Source organism: Pseudomonas khavaziana, from assembly GCF_019145205.1.
Lineage (GTDB): Bacteria > Pseudomonadota > Gammaproteobacteria > Pseudomonadales > Pseudomonadaceae > Aquipseudomonas > Aquipseudomonas khavaziana.
Genome location: NZ_JAHSTT010000003.1, coordinates 488,994 through 509,307 on the forward strand (window position 1 = coordinate 488,994; position 20,314 = coordinate 509,307).

15 protein-coding genes are annotated in these 20,314 nt (G+C 61.1%); 11 read left to right on the forward strand and 4 right to left on the reverse strand.

Annotated elements, in window-relative coordinates:
* Positions 1 to 82 precede the first annotated feature (82 nt).
* From KVH01_RS10210 to KVH01_RS10220, 3 genes are all read left to right on the forward strand, one after another.
* Positions 83 to 3,373: a transglutaminase family protein gene (locus KVH01_RS10210; RefSeq protein ID WP_217881332.1), complete on the forward strand. Its 3,291-nt coding sequence runs from the start codon at positions 83 to 85 to the stop codon at positions 3,371 to 3,373.
* A 156-nt stretch (positions 3,374 to 3,529) separates the two neighbouring features.
* Positions 3,530 to 6,016, forward strand: coding sequence for a circularly permuted type 2 ATP-grasp protein (locus tag KVH01_RS10215; protein ID WP_217881333.1), 2,487 nt, complete (start codon positions 3,530 to 3,532; stop codon positions 6,014 to 6,016).
* A complete protein-coding gene (locus KVH01_RS10220) occupies positions 6,016 to 6,903 on the forward strand; it encodes a transglutaminase family protein (protein ID WP_217881334.1) in 888 nt (295 codons plus the stop codon). The genes KVH01_RS10215 and KVH01_RS10220 overlap by 1 nt, the downstream gene beginning before the upstream one ends.
* A gap of 102 nt (positions 6,904 to 7,005) precedes the next feature.
* On the opposite strand, the gene KVH01_RS10225 is transcribed toward KVH01_RS10220, so the two are convergent.
* Positions 7,006 to 7,188 carry a hypothetical protein gene (locus KVH01_RS10225; protein ID WP_217881335.1) on the reverse strand — a complete coding sequence of 61 codons (183 nt, stop codon included), beginning with the start codon at positions 7,186 to 7,188 and terminating at the stop codon, positions 7,006 to 7,008.
* A gap of 332 nt (positions 7,189 to 7,520) precedes the next feature.
* Here KVH01_RS10225 and azu point away from each other — a divergent pair, with 332 nt between their 5' ends.
* Entirely contained in the window at positions 7,521 to 7,967 is a 447-nt protein-coding gene (azu, locus tag KVH01_RS10230) for an azurin (protein WP_043047849.1), read from the forward strand.
* 125 nt (positions 7,968 to 8,092) lie between these two features.
* On the opposite strand, the gene nadE is transcribed toward azu, so the two are convergent.
* From nadE to KVH01_RS10245, 3 genes are all read right to left on the reverse strand, one after another.
* Positions 8,093 to 8,920: an ammonia-dependent NAD(+) synthetase gene (gene nadE / locus KVH01_RS10235; RefSeq protein ID WP_217881336.1), complete on the reverse strand. Its 828-nt coding sequence runs from the start codon at positions 8,918 to 8,920 to the stop codon at positions 8,093 to 8,095.
* Between the two features lie 3 nt (positions 8,921 to 8,923).
* Positions 8,924 to 10,138, reverse strand: coding sequence for a nicotinate phosphoribosyltransferase (gene pncB / locus KVH01_RS10240; RefSeq protein WP_217881337.1), 1,215 nt, complete (start codon positions 10,136 to 10,138; stop codon positions 8,924 to 8,926).
* Between the two features lie 205 nt (positions 10,139 to 10,343).
* Positions 10,344 to 11,234: a LysR family transcriptional regulator gene (locus tag KVH01_RS10245; protein ID WP_043047847.1), complete on the reverse strand. Its 891-nt coding sequence runs from the start codon at positions 11,232 to 11,234 to the stop codon at positions 10,344 to 10,346.
* A 153-nt stretch (positions 11,235 to 11,387) separates the two neighbouring features.
* Between KVH01_RS10245 and amaB the strand changes: the two genes are divergently transcribed.
* From amaB to KVH01_RS10280, 7 genes are all read left to right on the forward strand, one after another.
* Entirely contained in the window at positions 11,388 to 12,878 is a 1,491-nt protein-coding gene (gene amaB, locus KVH01_RS10250) for an L-piperidine-6-carboxylate dehydrogenase (RefSeq protein WP_043047846.1), read from the forward strand.
* Between the two features lie 173 nt (positions 12,879 to 13,051).
* Positions 13,052 to 14,335 carry an L-pipecolate oxidase gene (gene amaA / locus KVH01_RS10255; protein WP_217881338.1) on the forward strand — a complete coding sequence of 428 codons (1,284 nt, stop codon included), beginning with the start codon at positions 13,052 to 13,054 and terminating at the stop codon, positions 14,333 to 14,335.
* 374 nt (positions 14,336 to 14,709) lie between these two features.
* Entirely contained in the window at positions 14,710 to 15,846 is a 1,137-nt protein-coding gene (locus KVH01_RS10260; protein ID WP_217881339.1) for a branched-chain amino acid ABC transporter substrate-binding protein, read from the forward strand.
* A gap of 198 nt (positions 15,847 to 16,044) precedes the next feature.
* Complete coding sequence (locus tag KVH01_RS10265; RefSeq protein WP_198714708.1) at positions 16,045 to 16,959, forward strand: ABC transporter permease subunit; 915 nt, start codon at positions 16,045 to 16,047, stop codon at positions 16,957 to 16,959.
* A gap of 2 nt (positions 16,960 to 16,961) precedes the next feature.
* The gene (livM, locus tag KVH01_RS10270; protein ID WP_217881340.1) at positions 16,962 to 18,239 is read left to right on the forward strand and encodes a high-affinity branched-chain amino acid ABC transporter permease LivM; all 1,278 of its coding nucleotides are present in this window, start codon (positions 16,962 to 16,964) and stop codon (positions 18,237 to 18,239) included.
* Positions 18,236 to 19,111: an ABC transporter ATP-binding protein gene (locus KVH01_RS10275; RefSeq protein WP_043047842.1), complete on the forward strand. Its 876-nt coding sequence runs from the start codon at positions 18,236 to 18,238 to the stop codon at positions 19,109 to 19,111. The genes livM and KVH01_RS10275 overlap by 4 nt, the downstream gene beginning before the upstream one ends.
* Positions 19,108 to 19,824, forward strand: a complete 717-nt coding sequence (locus KVH01_RS10280; RefSeq protein ID WP_046070667.1) for an ABC transporter ATP-binding protein — start codon at positions 19,108 to 19,110, stop codon at positions 19,822 to 19,824. The genes KVH01_RS10275 and KVH01_RS10280 overlap by 4 nt, the downstream gene beginning before the upstream one ends.
* Positions 19,825 to 20,314 lie beyond the last annotated feature (490 nt).

Genomic DNA, 20,314 nt, shown 5'->3' on the forward strand with positions numbered 1-20,314 from the left:
CCCACGATAAAGCGCAATGACCGCCGCCCTGGCATAAGTCTTGCGCGCGTTGTGCTTATGCCCTGGCTCGCAGGAGGCCGCCGTGTCGATTCATGTTGCGTTGCACCACGTTACGCACTACCGCTACGACCGCGCTGTCGAACTCGGCCCCCAGATCGTGCGTTTGCGCCCGGCAGCCCATAGCCGTACGCGGATCTTGTCCTACGCGTTGAAAGTGCTGCCCGAGCAGCATTTCATCAATTGGCAGCAAGACCCCCAGGGCAATTACCTGGCGCGTCTGGTCTTCCCGGAAAAGACGGACGAACTGCGTATCGAAGTCGACCTGGTTGCCGAGATGGCGGTGTTTAACCCATTCGATTTTTTCCTTGAGCCGTATGCCGAAAAAATCCCGTTCAACTACGCCGCCGATGAGCAACGCGAACTGGCGCCGTACCTGGAAACTTTGCCGCTGACGCCAAGATTCGCCGCGTACCTGGCCGGTATCGACCGTACGCCATTACCTGCGGTGGATTTCCTGGTTGGGCTGAACCAGCGCCTGGCCGCCGATATCGGCTATCTGATCCGCATGGAGCCGGGCGTGCAAACCCCGGAATTCACCCTGGAAAATGCCTCCGGCTCCTGCCGCGACTCGGCCTGGTTGTTGGTGCAAGTGCTGCGCAACCTCGGGTTGGCGGCGCGATTTGTCTCTGGTTACCTGATCCAGCTCACCGCCGACGTCAAAGCCCTCGACGGCCCGTCCGGTACCGAGGTGGACTTCACCGACCTGCACGCCTGGTGCGAAGTGTATTTGCCCGGCGCCGGCTGGATTGGCCTTGACGCGACTTCCGGGCTGTTCGCCGGTGAAGGGCATATCCCGTTGGCCTGTAGCCCCGATCCATCATCTGCCGCGCCGATCAGCGGGTTGGTGGAGCCGTGCGAGTGTGAATTTACCCACGAGATGTCGGTGGAGCGCCTCTGGGAAGCGCCACGGGTGACCCAGCCCTACACCGAAGAGCAATGGCTGGCGATCCAGGCCCTGGGCCGGCAGATCGACGCTGACCTGCTCAAGCACGACGTGCGCCTGACCATGGGCGGCGAGCCGACCTTCGTCTCTATCGACGACCCTGACGGCGCCGAATGGAACACCGCCGCCCTGGGGCCGGACAAGCGTCGCCTGTCCGCCGAGCTGTTCCAACGCCTGCGCCGGCACTATGCCCCCAAGGGCCTGGTGCATTTCGGCCAGGGCAAGTGGTACCCCGGCGAGCAACTGCCGCGTTGGTCGCTTAACTGCTACTGGCGTCGCGACGGCGTGCCTATCTGGCACAACAGCGCGCTGATCGCCGATGAACAAGAGGATTATGGCGCTGACGGCGCGATGGCCGGGCGCTTCCTGGCCAGCGTCGCCGAGCACTTGAAGCTTGCGACGCACTTTGTGTTCCAGGCCTTTGAAGACAACTTCTACTACCTGTGGCGTGAGGGCGCGTTGCCGCACAACGTCAGCGCCCAGGACCCGCGCTTGAACGACGAACTGGAGCGCGAGCGCCTGCGCAAAGTCTTCGCTCAGGGCCTGGGTAAAGTCATCGGCCACGTGCTGCCCCTGGCGCGCACCGCTGCCAATGACCGCTGGCAGAGTGGTCGCTGGTACCTGCGCGATAATCACTGCCGCCTGGTGCCGGGCGATTCGCCGCTGGGCTATCGCCTGCCTTTGGCGTCCCAGCCCTGGGTGACGGCGGCGGAGTATCCGTTCGTGCACCCCACCGACCCGAATCAGGATCAGCCTGACCTGCCGACCACCGAACAACTGCGTAGCCACGGCGAGCCGGCCACGAGCGATGAGCGTGTGCCGAAGGTCGATGAATCCGCTGACTGGCTTACCCGTACCGCACTGTGCGCCGAAGCGCGGGAAGGGCGCCTGTACCTGTTTATGCCGCCGCTGGAACGCGTCGAGGATTACCTGGAACTGGTGGCCGCCATCGAGGCCACCGCCGAAGAGTTGCATTGCCCGGTGCTGCTGGAAGGTTACGAGCCGCCCGCAGACACGCGTTTGAGCAACTTCCGGGTCACGCCGGACCCCGGTGTGATCGAGGTTAACGTACAGCCGTCCGCCAACTGGGACGAGTTGGTAGAACGCACCGAATTCCTCTACGAAGAGGCCCGGCAAACCCGCCTGACCACCGAGAAGTTCATGATCGACGGGCGCCATACCGGCACCGGTGGCGGCAACCATTTTGTGCTGGGCGGCGCGACGCCCAAGGACTCACCGTTCCTGCGCCGTCCTGACCTGCTGCGCAGCCTGATCAGTTATTGGCATAACCACCCGTCGCTGTCCTACTTGTTCTCCGGTCTGTTTATCGGCCCGACTTCCCAGGCGCCAAGGGTGGACGAGGCACGCAACGATGCGCTGTATGAACTGGAAATCGCCTTCGCGCAGATGCCAGCGCCGGGCGAGGAATGCCCGCCGTGGTTGGTGGATCGCCTGCTGCGCAACTTGCTGATCGATGTAACCGGCAACACCCATCGCGCCGAATTCTGTATCGACAAACTCTACTCCCCCGACGGCGCTACCGGCCGCCTGGGCTTGCTCGAATTGCGCGCCTTTGAAATGCCGCCCCATGCACGCATGAGCCTGACCCAGCAGTTGCTACTGCGCGCACTGGTGGCACGATTCTGGCGCGAGCCTTACGCGCCGCCGAAACTGGCGCGCTGGGGCACCGAGTTACATGACCGTTTCCTGTTGCCGCATTTTATCGAGCAGGACTTTGCCGACGTGATCGTCGAACTGAATGCGGCCGGCTACCCGCTACGCGCCGAATGGTTCGCGGCGCACTTGGAGTTCCGCTTTCCCAAGGTGGGCGACTACGCCGTCAGCGGTATCGAACTGGAACTGCGTCAGGCCTTGGAGCCTTGGCATGTGCTGGGCGAAGAGGGCGCGGTGGGCGGTACGGTACGCTACGTGGATTCGTCCCTGGAGCGCCTGCAAGTGAAGTTGACTGGCCTGCCAGCGCAACGCTACCTGCTGACCTGCAATGGCGTGCCGGTGCCGCTGCAAGCGACCGGCCGCGTCGGCGAGTTTGTCGCCGGCGTGCGCTACCGCGCCTGGCAACCGGCCAACTGTCTGCAACCGACCATCGCAGTGCATACGCCCTTGGTATTCGACCTGCTCGACACCTGGATGCAGCGCTCGCTGGGCGGCTGCCAATACCATGTGGCGCATCCGGGTGGACGCAATTACGACAGCTTGCCGGTGAATGCCAACGAGGCAGAGAGCCGGCGGATGGCGCGGTTTTTCCGCTTGGGGCATAGCCCGGGCAAGCTCTCTGTGCCGGGTGTAGTGGTGAACGATGAATTGCCTATGACCCTCGATTTACGCCGTTTTCCAAAAAATAAGGAATGAATGCGAGCCAACTGTGGGAGGGGCTTGCTCCCGATAGCAGAGTGTCAGTCCGCACACCCGTCACTGATACACCGCTATCGGGAGCAAGCCCCCTCCCACATTGGACCGTAGTGAATTTGAGTTAACCTGACTTCCCTTGCCCCTGCCGAGCGTTCCATGTCCGATTTGCTCGACCGTTACCCGCTCACCGCGGGCACCTACCACGAACTGCTGGACGCCAGCGGCGCGGTGCGTGCCCATTGGCAGCGCTTGCTCGATCACCTGCAACGAAGCACGCCCGCGCAACTGGCCCAGCGCCAGGCGCTGCTGACCCGGCAAATCCAGGAAAACGGTGTGACCTACAACGTCTACGCCGACCCCAAGGGTGCTGATCGCCCCTGGGAGCTGGACCTGCTGCCCCATGTGCTGGCCGCCGATGAGTGGCGGCAGCTGTCGGCCGGCATCGCCCAGCGGGCGCGCTTGCTCAATGCAGTGCTGGCCGACCTGTATGGCCCGCAGCGCCTGATCAAGGAAGGCTTGCTGCCCGCCGAACTGGTGTTCGGGCATAACAACTTCCTGTGGCCATGCCAGGGCATCCAGCCGCCCGACGGTGCATTCCTGCACTTGTACGCCGTGGACCTGGCGCGCACTCCGGATGGCTGCTGGTGGGTCACCGCCGACCGTACCCAAGCGCCGTCGGGCGCCGGCTACGCCCTGGAAAACCGCACCATCGTGTCCCGCGCGTTCCCGGACATGTACCGTGATTTGCAGGTGCAGCACCTCACCGGATTCTTCCGCACGCTTCAGGAAACCCTGGCTCGCCAGGCGCCGGGCGACGACCAGCCACCGCTGATCGTGCTGCTCACGCCGGGGCGTTTCAACGAGAGCTATTTCGAACACCTGTACCTGGCGCGCCAACTCGGCTACCCGTTGGTAGAAGGCGGCGACCTCACCGTGCGCGACAGCACTGTGTTCCTGAAAACCCTCAGCGGCCTACGCCGGGTGCACGCGATCATGCGCCGCCTCGACGACGATTTCTGCGACCCGCTGGAGTTGCGTACCGACTCGGCTTTGGGTGTGCCCGGCCTGCTCGACGCCGTGCGCCAAGGCAAGGTGCTGGTGGCCAATGCTCTGGGCAGCGGCGTGTTGGAGTCCCCAGGCTTGCTGGGTTTCCTGCCAAAGATCAACGAATTCCTGTTTGGTGAAGCGCTGATCCTGCCGTCCATTGCCACCTGGTGGTGCGGTGAAGCGCCGGTGCTGGCCGAAGCCCTGGAAAAACTCCCGGAGCTGCTGATCAGGCCGGCATTTGCTTCGCAGAGTTTCGCCCCGGTGTTTGGTCGCGACTTGAACGATGAGCAACGCCAGGCTCTGGCCGAGCGTATGTGCGCTCGGCCTTACGCCTACGTTGCCCAAGAGCTGGCGCAGTTGTCCCAGGCGCCGGTATGGCATACCGAGGAAGACCATCTGCAACACCGCGCCATCGGCATGCGCGTGTACGCGGTGGCCAGTGATGAGGGGTATCGCGTGCTGCCCGGTGGCCTGACCCGTGTGGCTGCCGAGGCCGATGCTGAGGTGGTATCGATGCAGCGCGGCGGTGCCAGCAAGGACACCTGGGTGTTGGGTGAACGTGCCAGCGTCGGCGAACAGTGGCGTGCCCAGCGCGCGATTGGCGCCCACGATCTGGTACGTCGCGATCCTTATTTGCCGTCGCGGGTGGTGGAAAACCTGTTCTGGTTTGGCCGCTATTGTGAACGCTGCGATGACAGTGCGCGTTGGCTGCGTATCGTGCTGGCGCGTTATGTGGATGGCGATGATCCGTTGGCGTTGCGGGCAGCGATCGAACTGGGGGAAAACCTGCGTCTGTTACCAGAGGAGGGCGAGCTGCCCGAGCGCCTGCTCGCCGCCTTGCTCGGCGATGATTGGCATTCGAGCCTGCGCGCCAACTTGCAGCGCTTGCAGTGGGCGGCGTCCCAGGTACGCGGCAAGCTGTCCCGGGAAAACTGGCAGGCCCTGGTGGAGTTGCAACGCGAAGCCATGGAGCTGGAAAGCCAAGCCCCTGATTTTGGCGAGCTGCTGGATTTCCTCAACCGTCTGGTGATGTCCCTGGCGGCGCTGTCCGGGTTTGCCCTGGACGACATGACCCGTGATGAAGGCTGGCGCTTCTTGATGATGGGCCGGCGTATCGAGCGCCTGCAGTTTCTCAGCAGCAGCCTGGCAGCGTTCCTGCGTGGTGTGGCGGTGTTCGATCAGGCCGGGTTGGAGTGGTTGCTGGAACTGGGCAACAGCAGCATCACCTATCGCTCGCGCTACCTGGCGGTGCCGCAGTTGATCCCGGTGCTCGACCTGTTGTTGCTCGATGAGCAGAACCCCCATGCGGTGCTGTTCCAGTTGAAACTGGTGAGCCGCACCCTGCGTCACCTCAATGATGATTTCGGTGTGCCTCGGGAAACCGGCCTGGCGCCGTTGGTGGAGCGACTGGCGCGCTTCGACCTGGGCTGCCTGGAGAACCCGTTGTTCGGCGAGGCCAGCGTGCGTGCCGCGCTGGACGGCCTGGCCGACCTGTTGCAAACGGTCGCCGATGAAAGTGGGCAAGTGTCCGATCGCCTGGCGCTGCGTCATTTTGCCCATGTGGACGATGTCAGCCAGCAGACGGTGTCGGTGTGATGAGCGCGCGTTATCAGATTTTCCACAATACCCATTACCACTACGACAGCCCGGTGTCCCTGGCGCAGCAATTGGCGCATTTATGGCCACGGCAGTGTGCCTGGCAACGTTGTACCTGGCAGCAGCTGGAAATCAGCCCGCAGCCGTCTTCGCGTCGCGATGAGCTGGATGTGTTCGGCAACCCGATCACCCGCCTCGCGTTCGAGCGGCCCCATGATGAATTACTGGTGAACGCGGCGCTGACCGTGGAAGTGCTGGCGCGGCCTGCGCTGGATTTCCAGCAATCGCCGGCCTGGGACCGGACTCGTGACAGCTTGACCTACAGCAGCCAGCCCATGGCAGCGCAACTGATCGAAGCCTGTCGATATCGCTTCGAATCGCCCTACGTGCATTTGAAGAAAACCTTCGTCGAGTTCTCCGAAAGCTGCTTCCCGCCCGGCAAGCCCCTGCTGCTGGGCACGCAGGCGTTGATGCAGAAGATTTTCAGCGAGTTCACCTTCGATGCCGAAGCCACTCAAGTCGCCACGCCGCTGGTGGAGGTGCTGGAGCGGCGGCGCGGGGTGTGCCAGGACTTCGCCCACTTGATGCTCGCCTGCCTGCGCTCGCGTGGGCTGGCGGCGCGCTATATCAGCGGTTACCTGCTGACCCAGCCACCGCCCGGCCAGCCACGGTTGATCGGCGCCGACGCGTCCCATGCCTGGGTCTCGGTGTTTTGCCCGGAGTCGGGCTGGGTGGATTTTGATCCGACGAATAACGTGCAGCCGGCACTGGAGCACATCACCCTGGCCTGGGGCCGGGATTTCTCTGATGTGTCGCCGTTGCGTGGGGTGATTCTGGGGGGAGGTAGCCATGACCCGGAGGTGCGGGTGACGGTGATGCCGTTGTAGGAGCGAGCTTGCTCGCGAAGAACCTGAGGGCGCCGCGGTGAATCAGGCACCCCGCGTTATCGTTAACGCCTTTCGCGAGCAAGCTCGCTCCTACAGTAATGTTTATTCGGCCGGGTCTTTCGGGGTTTCGGTCTCGTCAGTCGCCACTTCACCTTCCGCATCCGGGTTCAGTGCGCCTGCTTCTTCGTCTGCAGAGGCTTTCTTGCGTTGCAGTTTTTCCTCTTTCTTCTGTTCCTTGGCCAAGTCTCTCTGACGTTTGGCGAAGGAGTAATTAGGTTTGGCCATGGGCGATCCTCTAGGGTCGAAGGTGAGGGTGGGCGGCGCGCAGCTGCCTTGGGTCGTCATGGTAGCAGCTTCAAGGTGCCTTTCGCCTTCACTTACCGCAGGCGTAGGCGGCCAGCAGGCCGTTGAACAGGTGATTAAGGTGCATGGCGCGGACTCCAGTGGGCAATGGCGCGATCATAGGCAGCCTGCGGCACTTTGGCTGGTTGATTGTGTTGATCAAGCTGATAGCCTAAAGTTGTATACAATCTGTTGATGCAGATCATAAGAACTTAAGCCTGCTTGAGGCACCCTTGTCGCAATACGCGTTTTCTAACCCTGCCTTGGAGATTCACATGTTTGCCAAACTCGTTGCTGTTTCCCTGCTGACTCTGGCGAGCGGCCAGTTGCTTGCCGCAGAGTGCAAGGTCACCGTCGACTCTACCGACCAGATGTCCTTCAACACCAAAGAAATCACCATCGACAAGAGCTGCAAGCAGTTCACCGTTGAGTTGACTCACTCGGGTAACCTGCCCAAGAACGTGATGGGGCATAACTGGGTGCTGACCACTGAAGCCAACATGCAGCCTGTGGCTACCGACGGTATGGCTGCCGGTATCGATAAGGATTATCTGAAAGCCGGTGATGACCGCATCATCGCCCACACCAAGATCATTGGTGCTGGCGAGAAAGACTCGGTGACCTTCGACGTCTCCAAGCTGAAAGCCGATGAGAAGTACAGCTTCTTCTGCTCGTTCCCTGGCCACATCTCGATGATGAAAGGTGCCGTGGTCCTGAAGTAACACCGCGTTATCGTTCATCGGGGGCAAGCCCCCTCCCACATTTGAATGTATTCACAAATCAAAGTGTGGGAGGGGGCTTGCTCCCGATGCATTCTGGCAGTCACTGCAAAATCAGCTGACTCACCTCACGGCGCAAACGGCATCACCCGCTTGTGCTCAGTCTTGCGATAGGTCTCGCAGATAATCCTGAACGCCTCTTCACGCACGGGCTCACCGTGCAGGAACGCATCGATTTCGGCATAGGTCACCCCGTGTGACGCTTCGTCCGGCTTACCCGGCGACAGGTCCTCCAGGTCGGCGGTCGGGACTTTCTCCACCAACGATTCCGGCGCACCAAAGTGCCGCGCAATCGCACGCACCTGGTTTTTCACCAATCCGCTCAACGGCGCCAGATCGCAGGCGCCATCGCCGAACTTGGTGAAAAAGCCCATCACCGCTTCCGCCGCGTGATCAGTGCCGATCACCAAGCCGCCGGCCGCGCCAGCGATGGTGTACTGCGCCACCATGCGCATACGCGCCTTGGTGTTGCCCAGTACGAAGTCGCGGGACACCGCTGCCTTGCCTTCAAACGCCGCCACTTCATTGGCCAGGGCTTTGACTGCCGGGCCGATATTCACGGTGTGGCGTTCGTCCGGCTCGATAAACTCCACCGCGGCCTGGGCGTCATGTTCGTCGAACTGGGTGTCGTAGGGCAGGCGCACGGCGATAAAACGATAGGCCTCGTCGCCACTGCTGGCGCGCAGTTCCTGCACCGCCCGTTGGGCCAGCAGGCCGGCGGTCAGGGAGTCGACGCCGCCGCTGATGCCCAGCACCAGGGCCTTGAGCCCGGAATTGCGCAGGCAGTCCTGGATAAAGGCCACGCGCCTGGCGATCTCGGCTTCAAGGCTGGCCTGGTCATTGAACGGCGCTTGGACCTTTAGCTGTTGCGCAATCTCACGCTGTACGGCTTGCATGGTTCACTCCTTGCTGGAAAGGGCGGGTACTTTGAAAACGTGACGCAAATAGGCGACAAAATTCGGGTCGGTGCAATGGGTCTTACCCGCTTCATCGGAAATCTTGGCGACGGGCTGGCCATTGCAGGCGGTCATTTTAAGCACGATGCTCATCGGTTCCACCCCTGGAATATCGCAGGTCAGGTTGGTGCCGATGCCAAAGCTCACATTAATGCGGCCACGCAGCGCACGGAAAATCTCCAGGGCCTTGGGCAGCGTCAGGCTGTCGGAGAACACCAGGGTTTTGCTCATCGGTTCGATGCCGAGCTTGTGGTAGTGGGCGATGGCTTTTTCCGCCCACTGGATGGGGTCGCCGGAGTCGTGGCGCAGCCCGTCGAACAGCTTGGCAAAGTACAAGTCGAAGTCGCCGAGGAAGGCGTCAGTGGTGATGCAGTCGGTCAGGGCAATACCCAGCAGGCCACGGTACTCACGCACCCAGCAATCCAGGGCGGCGATCTGGCTGTCGATCAGGCGCGGGCCGAGTTGCTGGTGGGCCATGATCCATTCGTGGGCCATGGTCCCCAAGGGCTTCATATCGAACTCGCGGGCCAGGTGCACGTTGCTGGTGCCGACGAAGCGCCCGGGGAAGTCGTGCTTGAGCACACTCACCACTTCCTCCTGCACACGGTAGGAGAAGCGTCGGCGCGTACCGAAGTCGGCCACTTGCAGTTCCGAGAGCTCGTCGCTGCTGGCATTCGCCGTCAGCCAGTCGAATTTGCGGTACAACTGCTCGCGGGCCTGTTCGAGGATCACCGTCTGGTAGCGGTAGCGGTTACGCACTTCGCTGACGATGGCCAGCATCGGCACTTCAAACAGGATCACATGCAGCCACGGCCCGCGCAGGTGGATAAACAACTCGCCGTTTTCGATACCGGTCTGCACGTAGCGCAGGTTGAAGCGGAACAGCCCGAGAAAACGCAGGAAGTCCGGCTTCATGAAGCTGATACGTTCAAGGAAACCCAGTTGGTCGGGGCTCAGGCTCAGCTCGGCGAGGCGCTCGATCTGGTAGCGGATCTCTGCCAGGTATGGGCGCAGGTCTTCGCTGTTGCGGCAACGGAACTCCCATTCAACTTCCACATTCGGGTAGTTGTGCAGCACCGCCTGCATCATGGTCAGCTTGTAGAAGTCGGTGTCGAGCAAGTTCTGCACGATGCGATCGGCAAACACACTCTCGCTCATAACGGGAATCTCCAGACGGGTCGGCGATGGGCGCCGGCCTTTACGCACAATTAAGTAAGGGGGCTAGTGGCGCATAGACGTGGGTCGGTTTGCCAGTGATTTTTTTGCCAAGGCCACCGGCGCTTTCGTGATCAAGCCCCCTCCCACAGGTTGAAATGCGTTCCAAATGTGGGGGGAGCTTGCCCCGATGACGGTACTCCAGGCACTAAATAACCTGCTCAAGCATCCATTTCACAAATTCCCTGACCTTCGGCACCTCCGCCGAATGCTCAGGATAAGCCAGGTAATAGGCATCCTGGCTCGGCATCGCATGCTGCCAGGGAATCACCAGCTTGCCCTCGGCCAGTTCCTCCTCCACCAGAAAGCGCGGCAGCAACGCCACGCCACAACCCACCTGCGCGGCGCGGATGCACATATAGAAGGTGTCGAAACGCGGCCCGTGGTAGCTGTGCTCGGTATGCATGCCCTGGCTGGCAAACCAGTCATGCCAACCCTGGGGCCGCGAGGCGTTTTGCAGCAGCACCAGGTCGCTCAGTTGCGTGGGGTCGGTGAAGGGGAGGGCGGGCAGGCTGTCGGGCGCACAGACAGGCACCAGCTCTTCGCTGAACAGCTTCAAACTCTCGGTGCCGGGACGCGAACCCTGGCCGAAGTAGAACGCCATATCGGCCTTGCCTTGCAGCAGTTCGTCCGGCTCCTGCTCGTTGCACAGGTCCAGGTGAATCTGCGGATGGCGCAGGCGCCAACCCTTGAGGCGTGGCACCAGCCAGCGTGCGCCGAAGGTGTAGGGCGTGGACACCCGCAGCACTTCAGTCTCGCCGCCATAGGAGCGCAGGTAATGAGTAGACATCTCCACCTGGGTAAGGATCTTGCGCACTTCCACCAGGTACAGATCGCCCGCCGGCGTCATCTGCAAACGGCGGCGTACCCGGCGAAACAGCAGGTGTTGCAGCAGCTCCTCCAACTGCGCCACCTGTTTGCTCACCGCGCTTTGCGTGAGATTGAGCTCCTCGGCGGCGCGGGTGAAGCTCAGGTGGCGGGTGGCGGCTTCGAAACATTGCAGGGCGGTGATCGAGGGCAAATATCTTTTGTTCAGCACGGCATGCCTCTTTTTATTCTTTGCATGAATAAACGGAATGATATCTCGCCTAATCGTCGTTTGTTGGCAAGTCTTGGGCCAGCTACAAATAAGCTCTGGATCGCCGTGTCTTTGGCGGCGCGAATTTTCTGTTTGAGATTGAAGGAGTGACCCATGGTTGCTGCATTGCTTGATCGTCTCGGGGTAAACCCGGCGCTGTACCAGTCGGGCAAGCAGCCCGTGCATTCGCCGATCGATGGTAGCCAGATCGGCAGCGTGCACTGGGAAGGCGCCGCCGAGGTGGAGCAACAGGTCAGTCGCGCCGAGCATGCATTCGAGGCCTGGCGCAAGGTGCCGGCGCCGCGACGCGGCGAGCTGGTACGCCAGTTTGGCGACGTGCTGCGCCAATACAAGGCCGACCTCGGCGAACTGGTGTCATGGGAAGCCGGCAAGATCACCCAGGAAGGCTTGGGCGAAGTGCAGGAGATGATCGACATCTGCGACTTCGCCGTCGGCCTCTCGCGTCAACTGTATGGCTTGACCATCGCCTCCGAGCGTCCTGGCCACCATATGCGTGAAACCTGGCATCCGCTGGGCGTGGTCGGCGTGATCAGCGCCTTCAACTTTCCGGTGGCCGTGTGGGCGTGGAATACCACCCTGGCCCTGGTGTGCGGTAACGCGGTGATCTGGAAACCCTCGGAAAAAACCCCGCTCACCGCGCTGGCCTGCCAGGCACTGTTCGAGCGCGTGCTGAAAAAATTCGACGGTGCCCCCGAGTACCTCAGCCAGGTGATCATTGGCGGCCGCGACGCCGGCGCCGCGCTGGTGGATGACCCGCGCGTCGCCCTGATCAGTGCCACCGGCAGCACGCGCATGGGCCGGGAAGTGGCGCCGAAAGTCGCTGCGCGTTTTGCCCGCAGCATCCTCGAGCTGGGTGGCAACAACGCCATGATCCTCGGCCCGAGCGCCGACCTGGACATGGCCGTGCGCGCCATCCTGTTCAGCGCCGTCGGCACTGCCGGCCAGCGTTGCACCACCCTGCGCCGCCTGATTGCCCATGAGTCGGTCAAGGACGAAATTGTCACGCGCCTCAAGGCCGCCTACTCCAAAGTGCGCATCGGCCACCCGCTGGAAGGCAACCTGATCGGCCCGCTGATCGACAAGCAGGGCTTCGACAACATGCAGGATGCCCTTGAGCAAGCCTTGAGCGAAGGCGGCAAGGTGTTCGGCGGCAAGCGCCAGCTGCAAGACCAATTCCCCAACGCCTATTACGTGTCACCGGCCATCGTGGAAATGCCCGAGCAGAGCGACGTGGTGTGTACCGAGACGTTTGCGCCGATTCTCTATGTGGTCGGCTACACCGATTTCGCCGAAGCCTTGCGCTTGAACAACGCCGTGCCTCAGGGGTTGTCGTCATGCATCTTCACCACCGATGTGCGCGAAGCCGAGCAGTTCATGTCGGCCGTGGGCAGCGATTGCGGGATTGCCAACGTCAACATCGGCCCGAGCGGCGCGGAGATTGGGGGCGCGTTTGGCGGTGAGAAAGAGACCGGCGGCGGGCGTGAATCAGGGTCGGATGCATGGCGCGGGTATATGCGCCGGCAGACCAATACCGTGAACTATTCGCTGGAACTGCCGTTGGCGCAGGGCATCACGTTCGACTGAGTCCTCAAGTCCAAGTGAGGTCAAAAATGTGGGAGGGGGCTTGCTCCCGATTGCGGTGGATCAGTTGTACATCTGCTGACTGACACGCCGCCATCGGGAGCAAGCCCCCTCCCACAGTTGATCTCATTTACACATCAAGATTGTTGTCTGTTAGGTCTCATCGGAGTCTGGCAATGGCACTACGCGAAGCATGTTTATGGGAACAACTCACCCCTGGCCGGCCGGATCGTGCCGCGCTCAAGGGCGAGGTCAAGGTGGATGTATGCGTGATCGGAGCCGGCATCACCGGTTTGTCGGCGGCGATTCATTTACTCGAACAGGGTAAAAGCGTTGCCGTGCTGGAGGCCCATCGCACCGGCCATGGCGGTTCGGGGCGCAACGTCGGGCTGGTGAATGCCGGCATGTGGATTCCACCGGACGAGATCGAAGCCGGGTTCGGCACGGCGGTGGGCAGCCAGCTCAATCGCATGTTGGGCGCGGCGCCGTCCCTGGTGTTCAGCCTGATCGACAAATACCGCATCGATTGCCAATTGCGCCGCGAGGGCACTTTGCACATGGCCCACAATGCCCGTGGCGAGGCGGATTTACGCAGCCGTGAAGAACAATGGAAACGCCGTGGTGCGCCGGTTGAGTTACTCACCGGGCAAGCATGCGAGCAAGCCACGGGGACCAAGAAAATCGCTGCCGCGTTGCTGGATCGGCGCGCCGGCACCTTGAACCCCATGGCTTACACGGCGGGCTTGGCGAATGCCGCCGTGGGGCTGGGCGGGCAGCTGTTCGACCATTCCCCGGTCACCCAACTGGAGCGCCAAGGTGCCGATTGGTCTGTGCATACCGACGAGGGCGCGGTGCAGGCCGCACAGGTGGTGATCGCCTCCAATGCCTATACCGAAGGCGAATGGACCGAGCTGCGGCGCAACTTCTTTCCCGGTTATTACTACCAAGTCGCGTCGGCGCCGCTGACCGAGGAGGCCGCCCGGCAGATCCTCCCCGGCGGCCAGGGCTCATGGGATACGCGCCAGGTGTTGAGCAGCATCCGCCGTGATGCCGACGGGCGCCTGTTGCTTGGCAGCCTGGGCAACGGCAACCAAAAACCGGCCTGGTTTCTCAAAGCGTGGGCCGATCGGGTGCAACAGCACTACTTCCCCTACCTCAAAGCGGTGCAATGGGAGTGCACCTGGACCGGCTGCATCGCCTTCACCCCCGACCACCTGATGCGTCTATTCGAACCGGCCCCCGGCCTGGTCGCTGTCACCGGCTATAACGGTCGTGGCGTAACCACCGGCAGCGTGGTGGGCAAGGCGTTTGCCGACTATCTGTGTCACCAGGATCCCCAGGCCCTGCCGATCCCGTTTGCGCCCATGCAACCCTTGGCCGGGGCAAGCCTGCGCAGCTGCTTGTATGAAGCTGGATTCTCGCTGTATCACGCCGGGCAATGTCTTAGGATCGTGATCTGATCAGCGAAATACATGTCAGAAGCCTGCATTTTCTTAGCAGGCTACCCATCTGTATTGGTGCAAGGCGTAGCAATCTCGCACTGTAAATGTGCAGTTCCGTTACGCACGTTGTTACAGGTGTAGGAACTGTCGTTTATCCCTCTGGTTGCAGGTGCGACCTGTCGAGGTTGTACTTTTTTGGTTCGTTGGTTGCACCTATAGAGGCTAGACGGTTGCACGTCCTGGCAGAAGGCGTCGAAACGCCTGTAATAACAATGACACCGTGTCTTTTTGAAGAATAAAAACGTAATGGCACGCGGCTTGCTCTGAGCTTTCGGTGAAAGGTTTGAATGCAAGTTGTCGTGCCAAAAATCAAAAATATCGGAGCACCACTCATGTCCCAGACGTTTTACAAGAAAGGTTTTCTGGCCCTCGCCGTTGCAGCGGCGCTGGGTGTTTCTACGTTTGTTCAAGCTGATGTGAAGATTGGTGTGGCGGGCCCGATGACGGGCGCCAACGCCGCTTTCGGTGAGCAGTACATGAAGGGTGCCCAGGCGGCAGCCGACGTTATCAACAAGGCCGGCGGCATCAACGGCGAGCAGATCAAGCTGGTCGCCGGCGACGACGCCTGCGAACCTAAACAAGCAGTCGCCGTGGCCAACCGCCTGGCGGACCAGGACAAAGTCATCGGCGTGGTCGGGCACTTCTGCTCCTCGAACACTATTCCGGCATCCGAGGTCTACGACGAAGCCGGCATCATTGCCATCACCCCGGGTTCCACCAACCCCCAAGTCACCGAGCGCGGCCTGAGCGCCATGTTCCGCATGTGCGGGCGTGACGACCAGCAGGGCATCGTCGCCGGCGACTACATCGTCGACGTGCTCAAGGGCAAGAAAGTCGCGGTGATCAACGACAAGGACACCTACGGCAAGGGCCTGGCCGACGCTACCGCTGCGCAGTTGACCAAGCGCGGCGTCAAGCCGGTGCTGGAAGAGGGGCTGACCCGTGGCGAGAAGGACTTCAGCGCCCTGGTCACCAAGATCCGCTCCCTGGGCGCCGATGTCGTGTACTTCGGCGGCTTGCATCCCGAAGCCGGCCCGTTGGTGCGCCAGATCCGTGAAGCCGGTTTGAAAGACGTCAAGTTCATGTCCGATGACGGCGTGGTGACCGACGAACTGGTGGCGACTGCCGGTGGTGCCCAGTATGTCGATGGCGTGTACATGACCTTCGGCGCCGACCCGCGCCTGCTGCCGGACAGCAAGACCGTGGTGGAAGAGTTCCGCAAAAACGGCACCGAGCCGGAAGGCTACACCCTGTACGCCTACGCCTCGATCCAGGCCCTGGCCGCCGGCTTCAACGGTGCCAAGTCCAACAAGGGTGAAGACGCTGCCAAGTGGCTAAAGGCCAACCCGGTTAAAACCGTCATGGGCGAAAAAGCCTGGGATGCCAAGGGCGACCTGAAAGTCTCTGACTACGTGGTTTACCAGTGGGACAAAGACGGCAAATACCATCAGCTGGAAAAGCAGAAGTAAGCCTGAGCACCACAGTTCCAATGTGGGAGGGAGCTTGCTCCCGATGACGGTCTGTCAGCCACCAGATGTACAGCTGACACTCCGCAATCGGGGGCAAGCCCCTCCCACAGGGACCTTGCTGTGAACAAGATCTGTTTTTTCCTCCAGAAGCGCCGCACACCCACTGGTGTGCAGGTGCTCACCGCGTGAGATTGCGTTATGGATGGTATTTTCCTGCAGCAACTGGTCAACGGCCTGACCCTCGGGTCGGTCTATGGCCTGATCGCCATCGGCTACACAATGGTCTATGGCATCATTGGCATGATCAACTTCGCCCACGGCGAGGTTTATATGATTTCCGCTTACCTCGCGGCGATCAGTCTGGCACTGCTGGCTTACTTCGGCATCGAATCCTTCCCGCTGCTCATTCTCGGCACCTTGATCTTCACCGTAGTCGTCACCGGCGTGTACGGTTGGGTCATTGAGCGTGTCGCCTATAAACCGTTGCGTAACTCCACCCGACTGGCTCCGCTGATCAGCGCCATCGGTATCTCATTGATCCTGCAGAACTACGCCCAGATCGCCCAGGGCGCCAAGCAACAAGGCATCCCGACCCTGCTGGCCGGCGCCTGGCGTGTCGATATCGGCACTGGCTTCGTGCAACTGACCTATACCAAAGTGTTCATCCTCGTGGCGGCGTTTGCCGGCATGGCGTTGCTCACCTACATCATCAAATACACCAAGCTCGGCCGCATGTGCCGCGCCACCCAGCAAGACCGCAAGATGGCCTCGATTCTGGGTATCAACACCGACCGCGTGATCTCCTACGTGTTTGTCATCGGTGCTGCCATGGCCGCCCTGGCTGGCGTGCTCATCACCCTCAACTACGGCACCTTCGACTTCTATGCCGGCTTCATTATCGGTATCAAGGCATTTACCGCAGCGGTACTCGGCGGCATCGGCTCCCTGCCTGGAGCGATGCTCGGCGGGATCATCCTCGGTATCTCCGAGTCGCTGTTCGCAGGGTTGGTCAACTCTGACTACAAAGACGTGTTCAGTTTCTCCCTGCTGGTGGTGATTCTGATTTTCCGTCCCCAGGGCCTGCTTGGTCGCCCACTTGTGGCGAAGGTGTAAACATGTCTGCTGCCAAATCGATTGATATCAAGAAAAGTGTGGTCGATACGGTCCTCGCCGGGCTGATTTCGCTGATCGTGTTCGGCCCCATCGTCGGTGTGGTGCTCGACGGCTACAGCTTCAACCTGGAGCCGGTGCGCGTTGCCACGTTGGTCGCCATTGTGATGGCTGGGCGCTTTGCCCTCAGCCTGTTCCTGCAAACCCCCAAAGGCGTGAAGATCCTGCAGGGTTTCGAAAGCAGCGGCTCGGGCGTGCACGTGCTGCCACCGGACTACAAGTCGCGGCTGCGCTGGATTATTCCGGCGCTGATCGTGATCGCCATCGTGTTTCCGATTTTCGCCAACAAATACCTGCTCACCGTGGTCATCCTCGGGTTGATCTACGTCTTGCTCGGCCTGGGCCTGAACATCGTCGTCGGCCTGGCCGGCCTGCTTGACCTGGGTTACGTGGCGTTTTATGCCATTGGTGCCTACGGCCTGGCGCTGGGCTACCAATACCTCGGCCTGGGTTTCTGGACGGTGCTGCCGCTGGCGGCCATCGCAGCGGCGCTAGCCGGATGCATACTTGGCTTTCCAGTGCTGCGAATGCACGGTGACTACCTGGCCATCGTGACCCTGGGCTTTGGTGAAATTATTCGCCTGGTGCTCAATAACTGGCTGTCGTTCACCGGCGGTCCCAACGGTATGCCAGTGCCTTCGCCGACCTTCCTGGGCCTGGAGTTCGGCAAGCGGGCGAAGGATGGCGGCATCCCGTTCCACGAGTTCTTTGGCATCGATTACAACCCCAACGTCAAGTTCATGTTCATCTATATCGTGCTGTTCCTGGTGGTGCTGGCGGTGCTGTACATCAAGCACAGACTCACGCGTATGCCGGTGGGCCGCGCCTGGGAAGCCTTGCGCGAGGATGAGATAGCCTGCCGTTCCATGGGCCTGAACCACGTGCTGGTCAAGCTCTCGGCATTCACCATTGGCGCGTCCACCGCCGGGTTGGCCGGGGTGTTCTTTGCCAGTTACCAGGGCTTCGTCAATCCGTCGTCGTTTACCTTCTTCGAGTCGGCGTTGATCCTCGCCATTGTGGTGCTCGGAGGCATGGGCTCGACGGTGGGCGTGGTGATCGCGGCATTCGTACTGACCGTGGCGCCCGAACTGCTGCGCAGCTTCTCCGAGTACCGCGTCCTGCTGTTTGGGGTGCTGATGGTGGTGATGATGATCTGGCGACCGCGTGGCTTGATTCGGATCAGCCGTACCGGTGTGACGCCACGTAAGGGGGTAGCACCATGAGCAAGGAAGTTGTGCTGTCCGTGGAACACCTGATGATGCACTTTGGTGGCATCAAGGCCTTGAGCGATGTGAGCCTCAAGGTCGAGCGCAACTCGATCTTCGCCCTGATCGGCCCCAACGGCGCCGGCAAGACCACGGTGTTCAACTGCCTCACCGGCTTTTACAAAGCCAGCGGCGGCAAGATCGAACTCAACGTGCGAGGCCAGCAGACCAATGTGATCCAACTGCTCGGCGAGCGCTTCAAGGCGGTGGACTTCGTGTCGCCGAAAAACTTTCTCAGCCGCGTGTACTACAAGATGTTCGGCGGCACTCACTTGGTGAACCGCGCCGGCCTGGCGCGGACCTTCCAGAACATCCGCCTGTTCAAAGAAATGTCGGTGCTGGAAAACCTGCTGGTGGCCCAGCATATGTGGGTCAACCGCAACCTGCTGGCCGGCATCCTCAACACCAAAGGCTACCGTAAGGCCGAAAGCGACGCCCTCGACCATGCCTTCTACTGGCTGGAAGTGGTCGACCTGGTGGACTGTGCCAACCGCCTGGCCGGCGAGCTCTCCTACGGGCAGCAGCGCCGCCTGGAAATCGCCCGCGCCATGTGCACGCGGCCGCAGATCATCTGCCTGGACGAGCCCGCTGCGGGCCTCAACCCTCAGGAAACCGAAGCCCTCAGCGCGATGATTCGCCTGCTGCGCGACGAACACGACCTCACGGTGGTGCTGATCGAGCACGACATGGGCATGGTGATGAGTATTTCCGACCACATCGTGGTGCTGGACCACGGCAACGTGATCGCAGAAGGCGGCCCGGAGGCGATCCGCAACGACCCGAAAGTGATAGCGGCCTACCTGGGCGCAGACGAAGAGGAACTGGTATGAGCGCGCCTATCCTCGAAATGAAGGACCTGGACGTGTATTACGGCCCGATCCAGGCCCTGAAAAAAGTCTCGCTGTACATCAACGAAGGCGAAACCGTCAGCCTGATCGGCTCCAACGGCGCGGGTAAATCCACGTTGCTGATGTCGATCTTCGGCCAGCCTCGGGCCGAGTCGGGGCAGATTCTGTACAACGGCGTCGACATTACCCACAAGTCGTCCCACTACATCGCCTCCAACGGCATTGCGCAGTCGCCGGAAGGGCGGCGGGTGTTCCCCGACATGACCGTCGAGGAAAACCTGCTGATGGGCACCATCCCCATTGGCGACAAGTTCGCCGGCGAGGATATGCAACGCATGTTCGAGCTGTTCCCACGGCTCAAGGAGCGGCGCAACCAGCGGGCCATGACCATGTCCGGTGGCGAACAGCAAATGCTCGCCATCGCCCGTGCATTGATGAGTAGGCCCAAGCTGTTGCTGCTGGATGAGCCGAGCCTGGGATTGGCGCCTATTGTGGTGAAGCAGATCTTCTCAACCCTGCGCGAGCTGGCGTCCACCGGGATGACCATCTTCCTGGTGGAGCAGAATGCCAACCATGCGCTGCGTTTGTCGGATCGGGCGTATGTGATGGTCAATGGCGAGATTCGCCTGACGGGGACTGGCAAGGAATTGCTGGTGAACGAGGAAGTGCGCAACGCCTACCTCGGCGGTCACTAACTGGTACTCAGTACCCTGTGGAAGGGGGCTTGCTCCCGATAGCGGTGTGTCAGTTTCAGAAGTGCTGACTGACAACTCGCTATCGGGAGCAAGCCCCCTCCCACATTTGATTGCGTGGTCCATCAGGCCCTTTCCCAAATTGTGGAAAACAAATCCAGCCACCCTCTAAAGCGCGACATATAGCCGCCGCAAATCCCTGTTTTGTCACAGTTTTGACTTGTCCCCATCCACTGTGGAACCGGCTGTGGGTAACGTGGGAGTAGCTGGCTGAAAGCCTTTAAACACGTGGCTTACAGCCTTGTGGTTGTTTTTTGATCAGCCGCTTTTTTGCGGCCGTCCGAGGGTTTTGTCAACCTGTTTAAAGACACAGGTATATGACCGAAATATGTCCGTCCAGCCTGTGGATAAGTCTGTGACTAAACTCTGGAAAGACCCCCGCAGGGGCCGGAATGACTGGCCTGGAGCCATCGTTATGGTTTTCCGCATATGT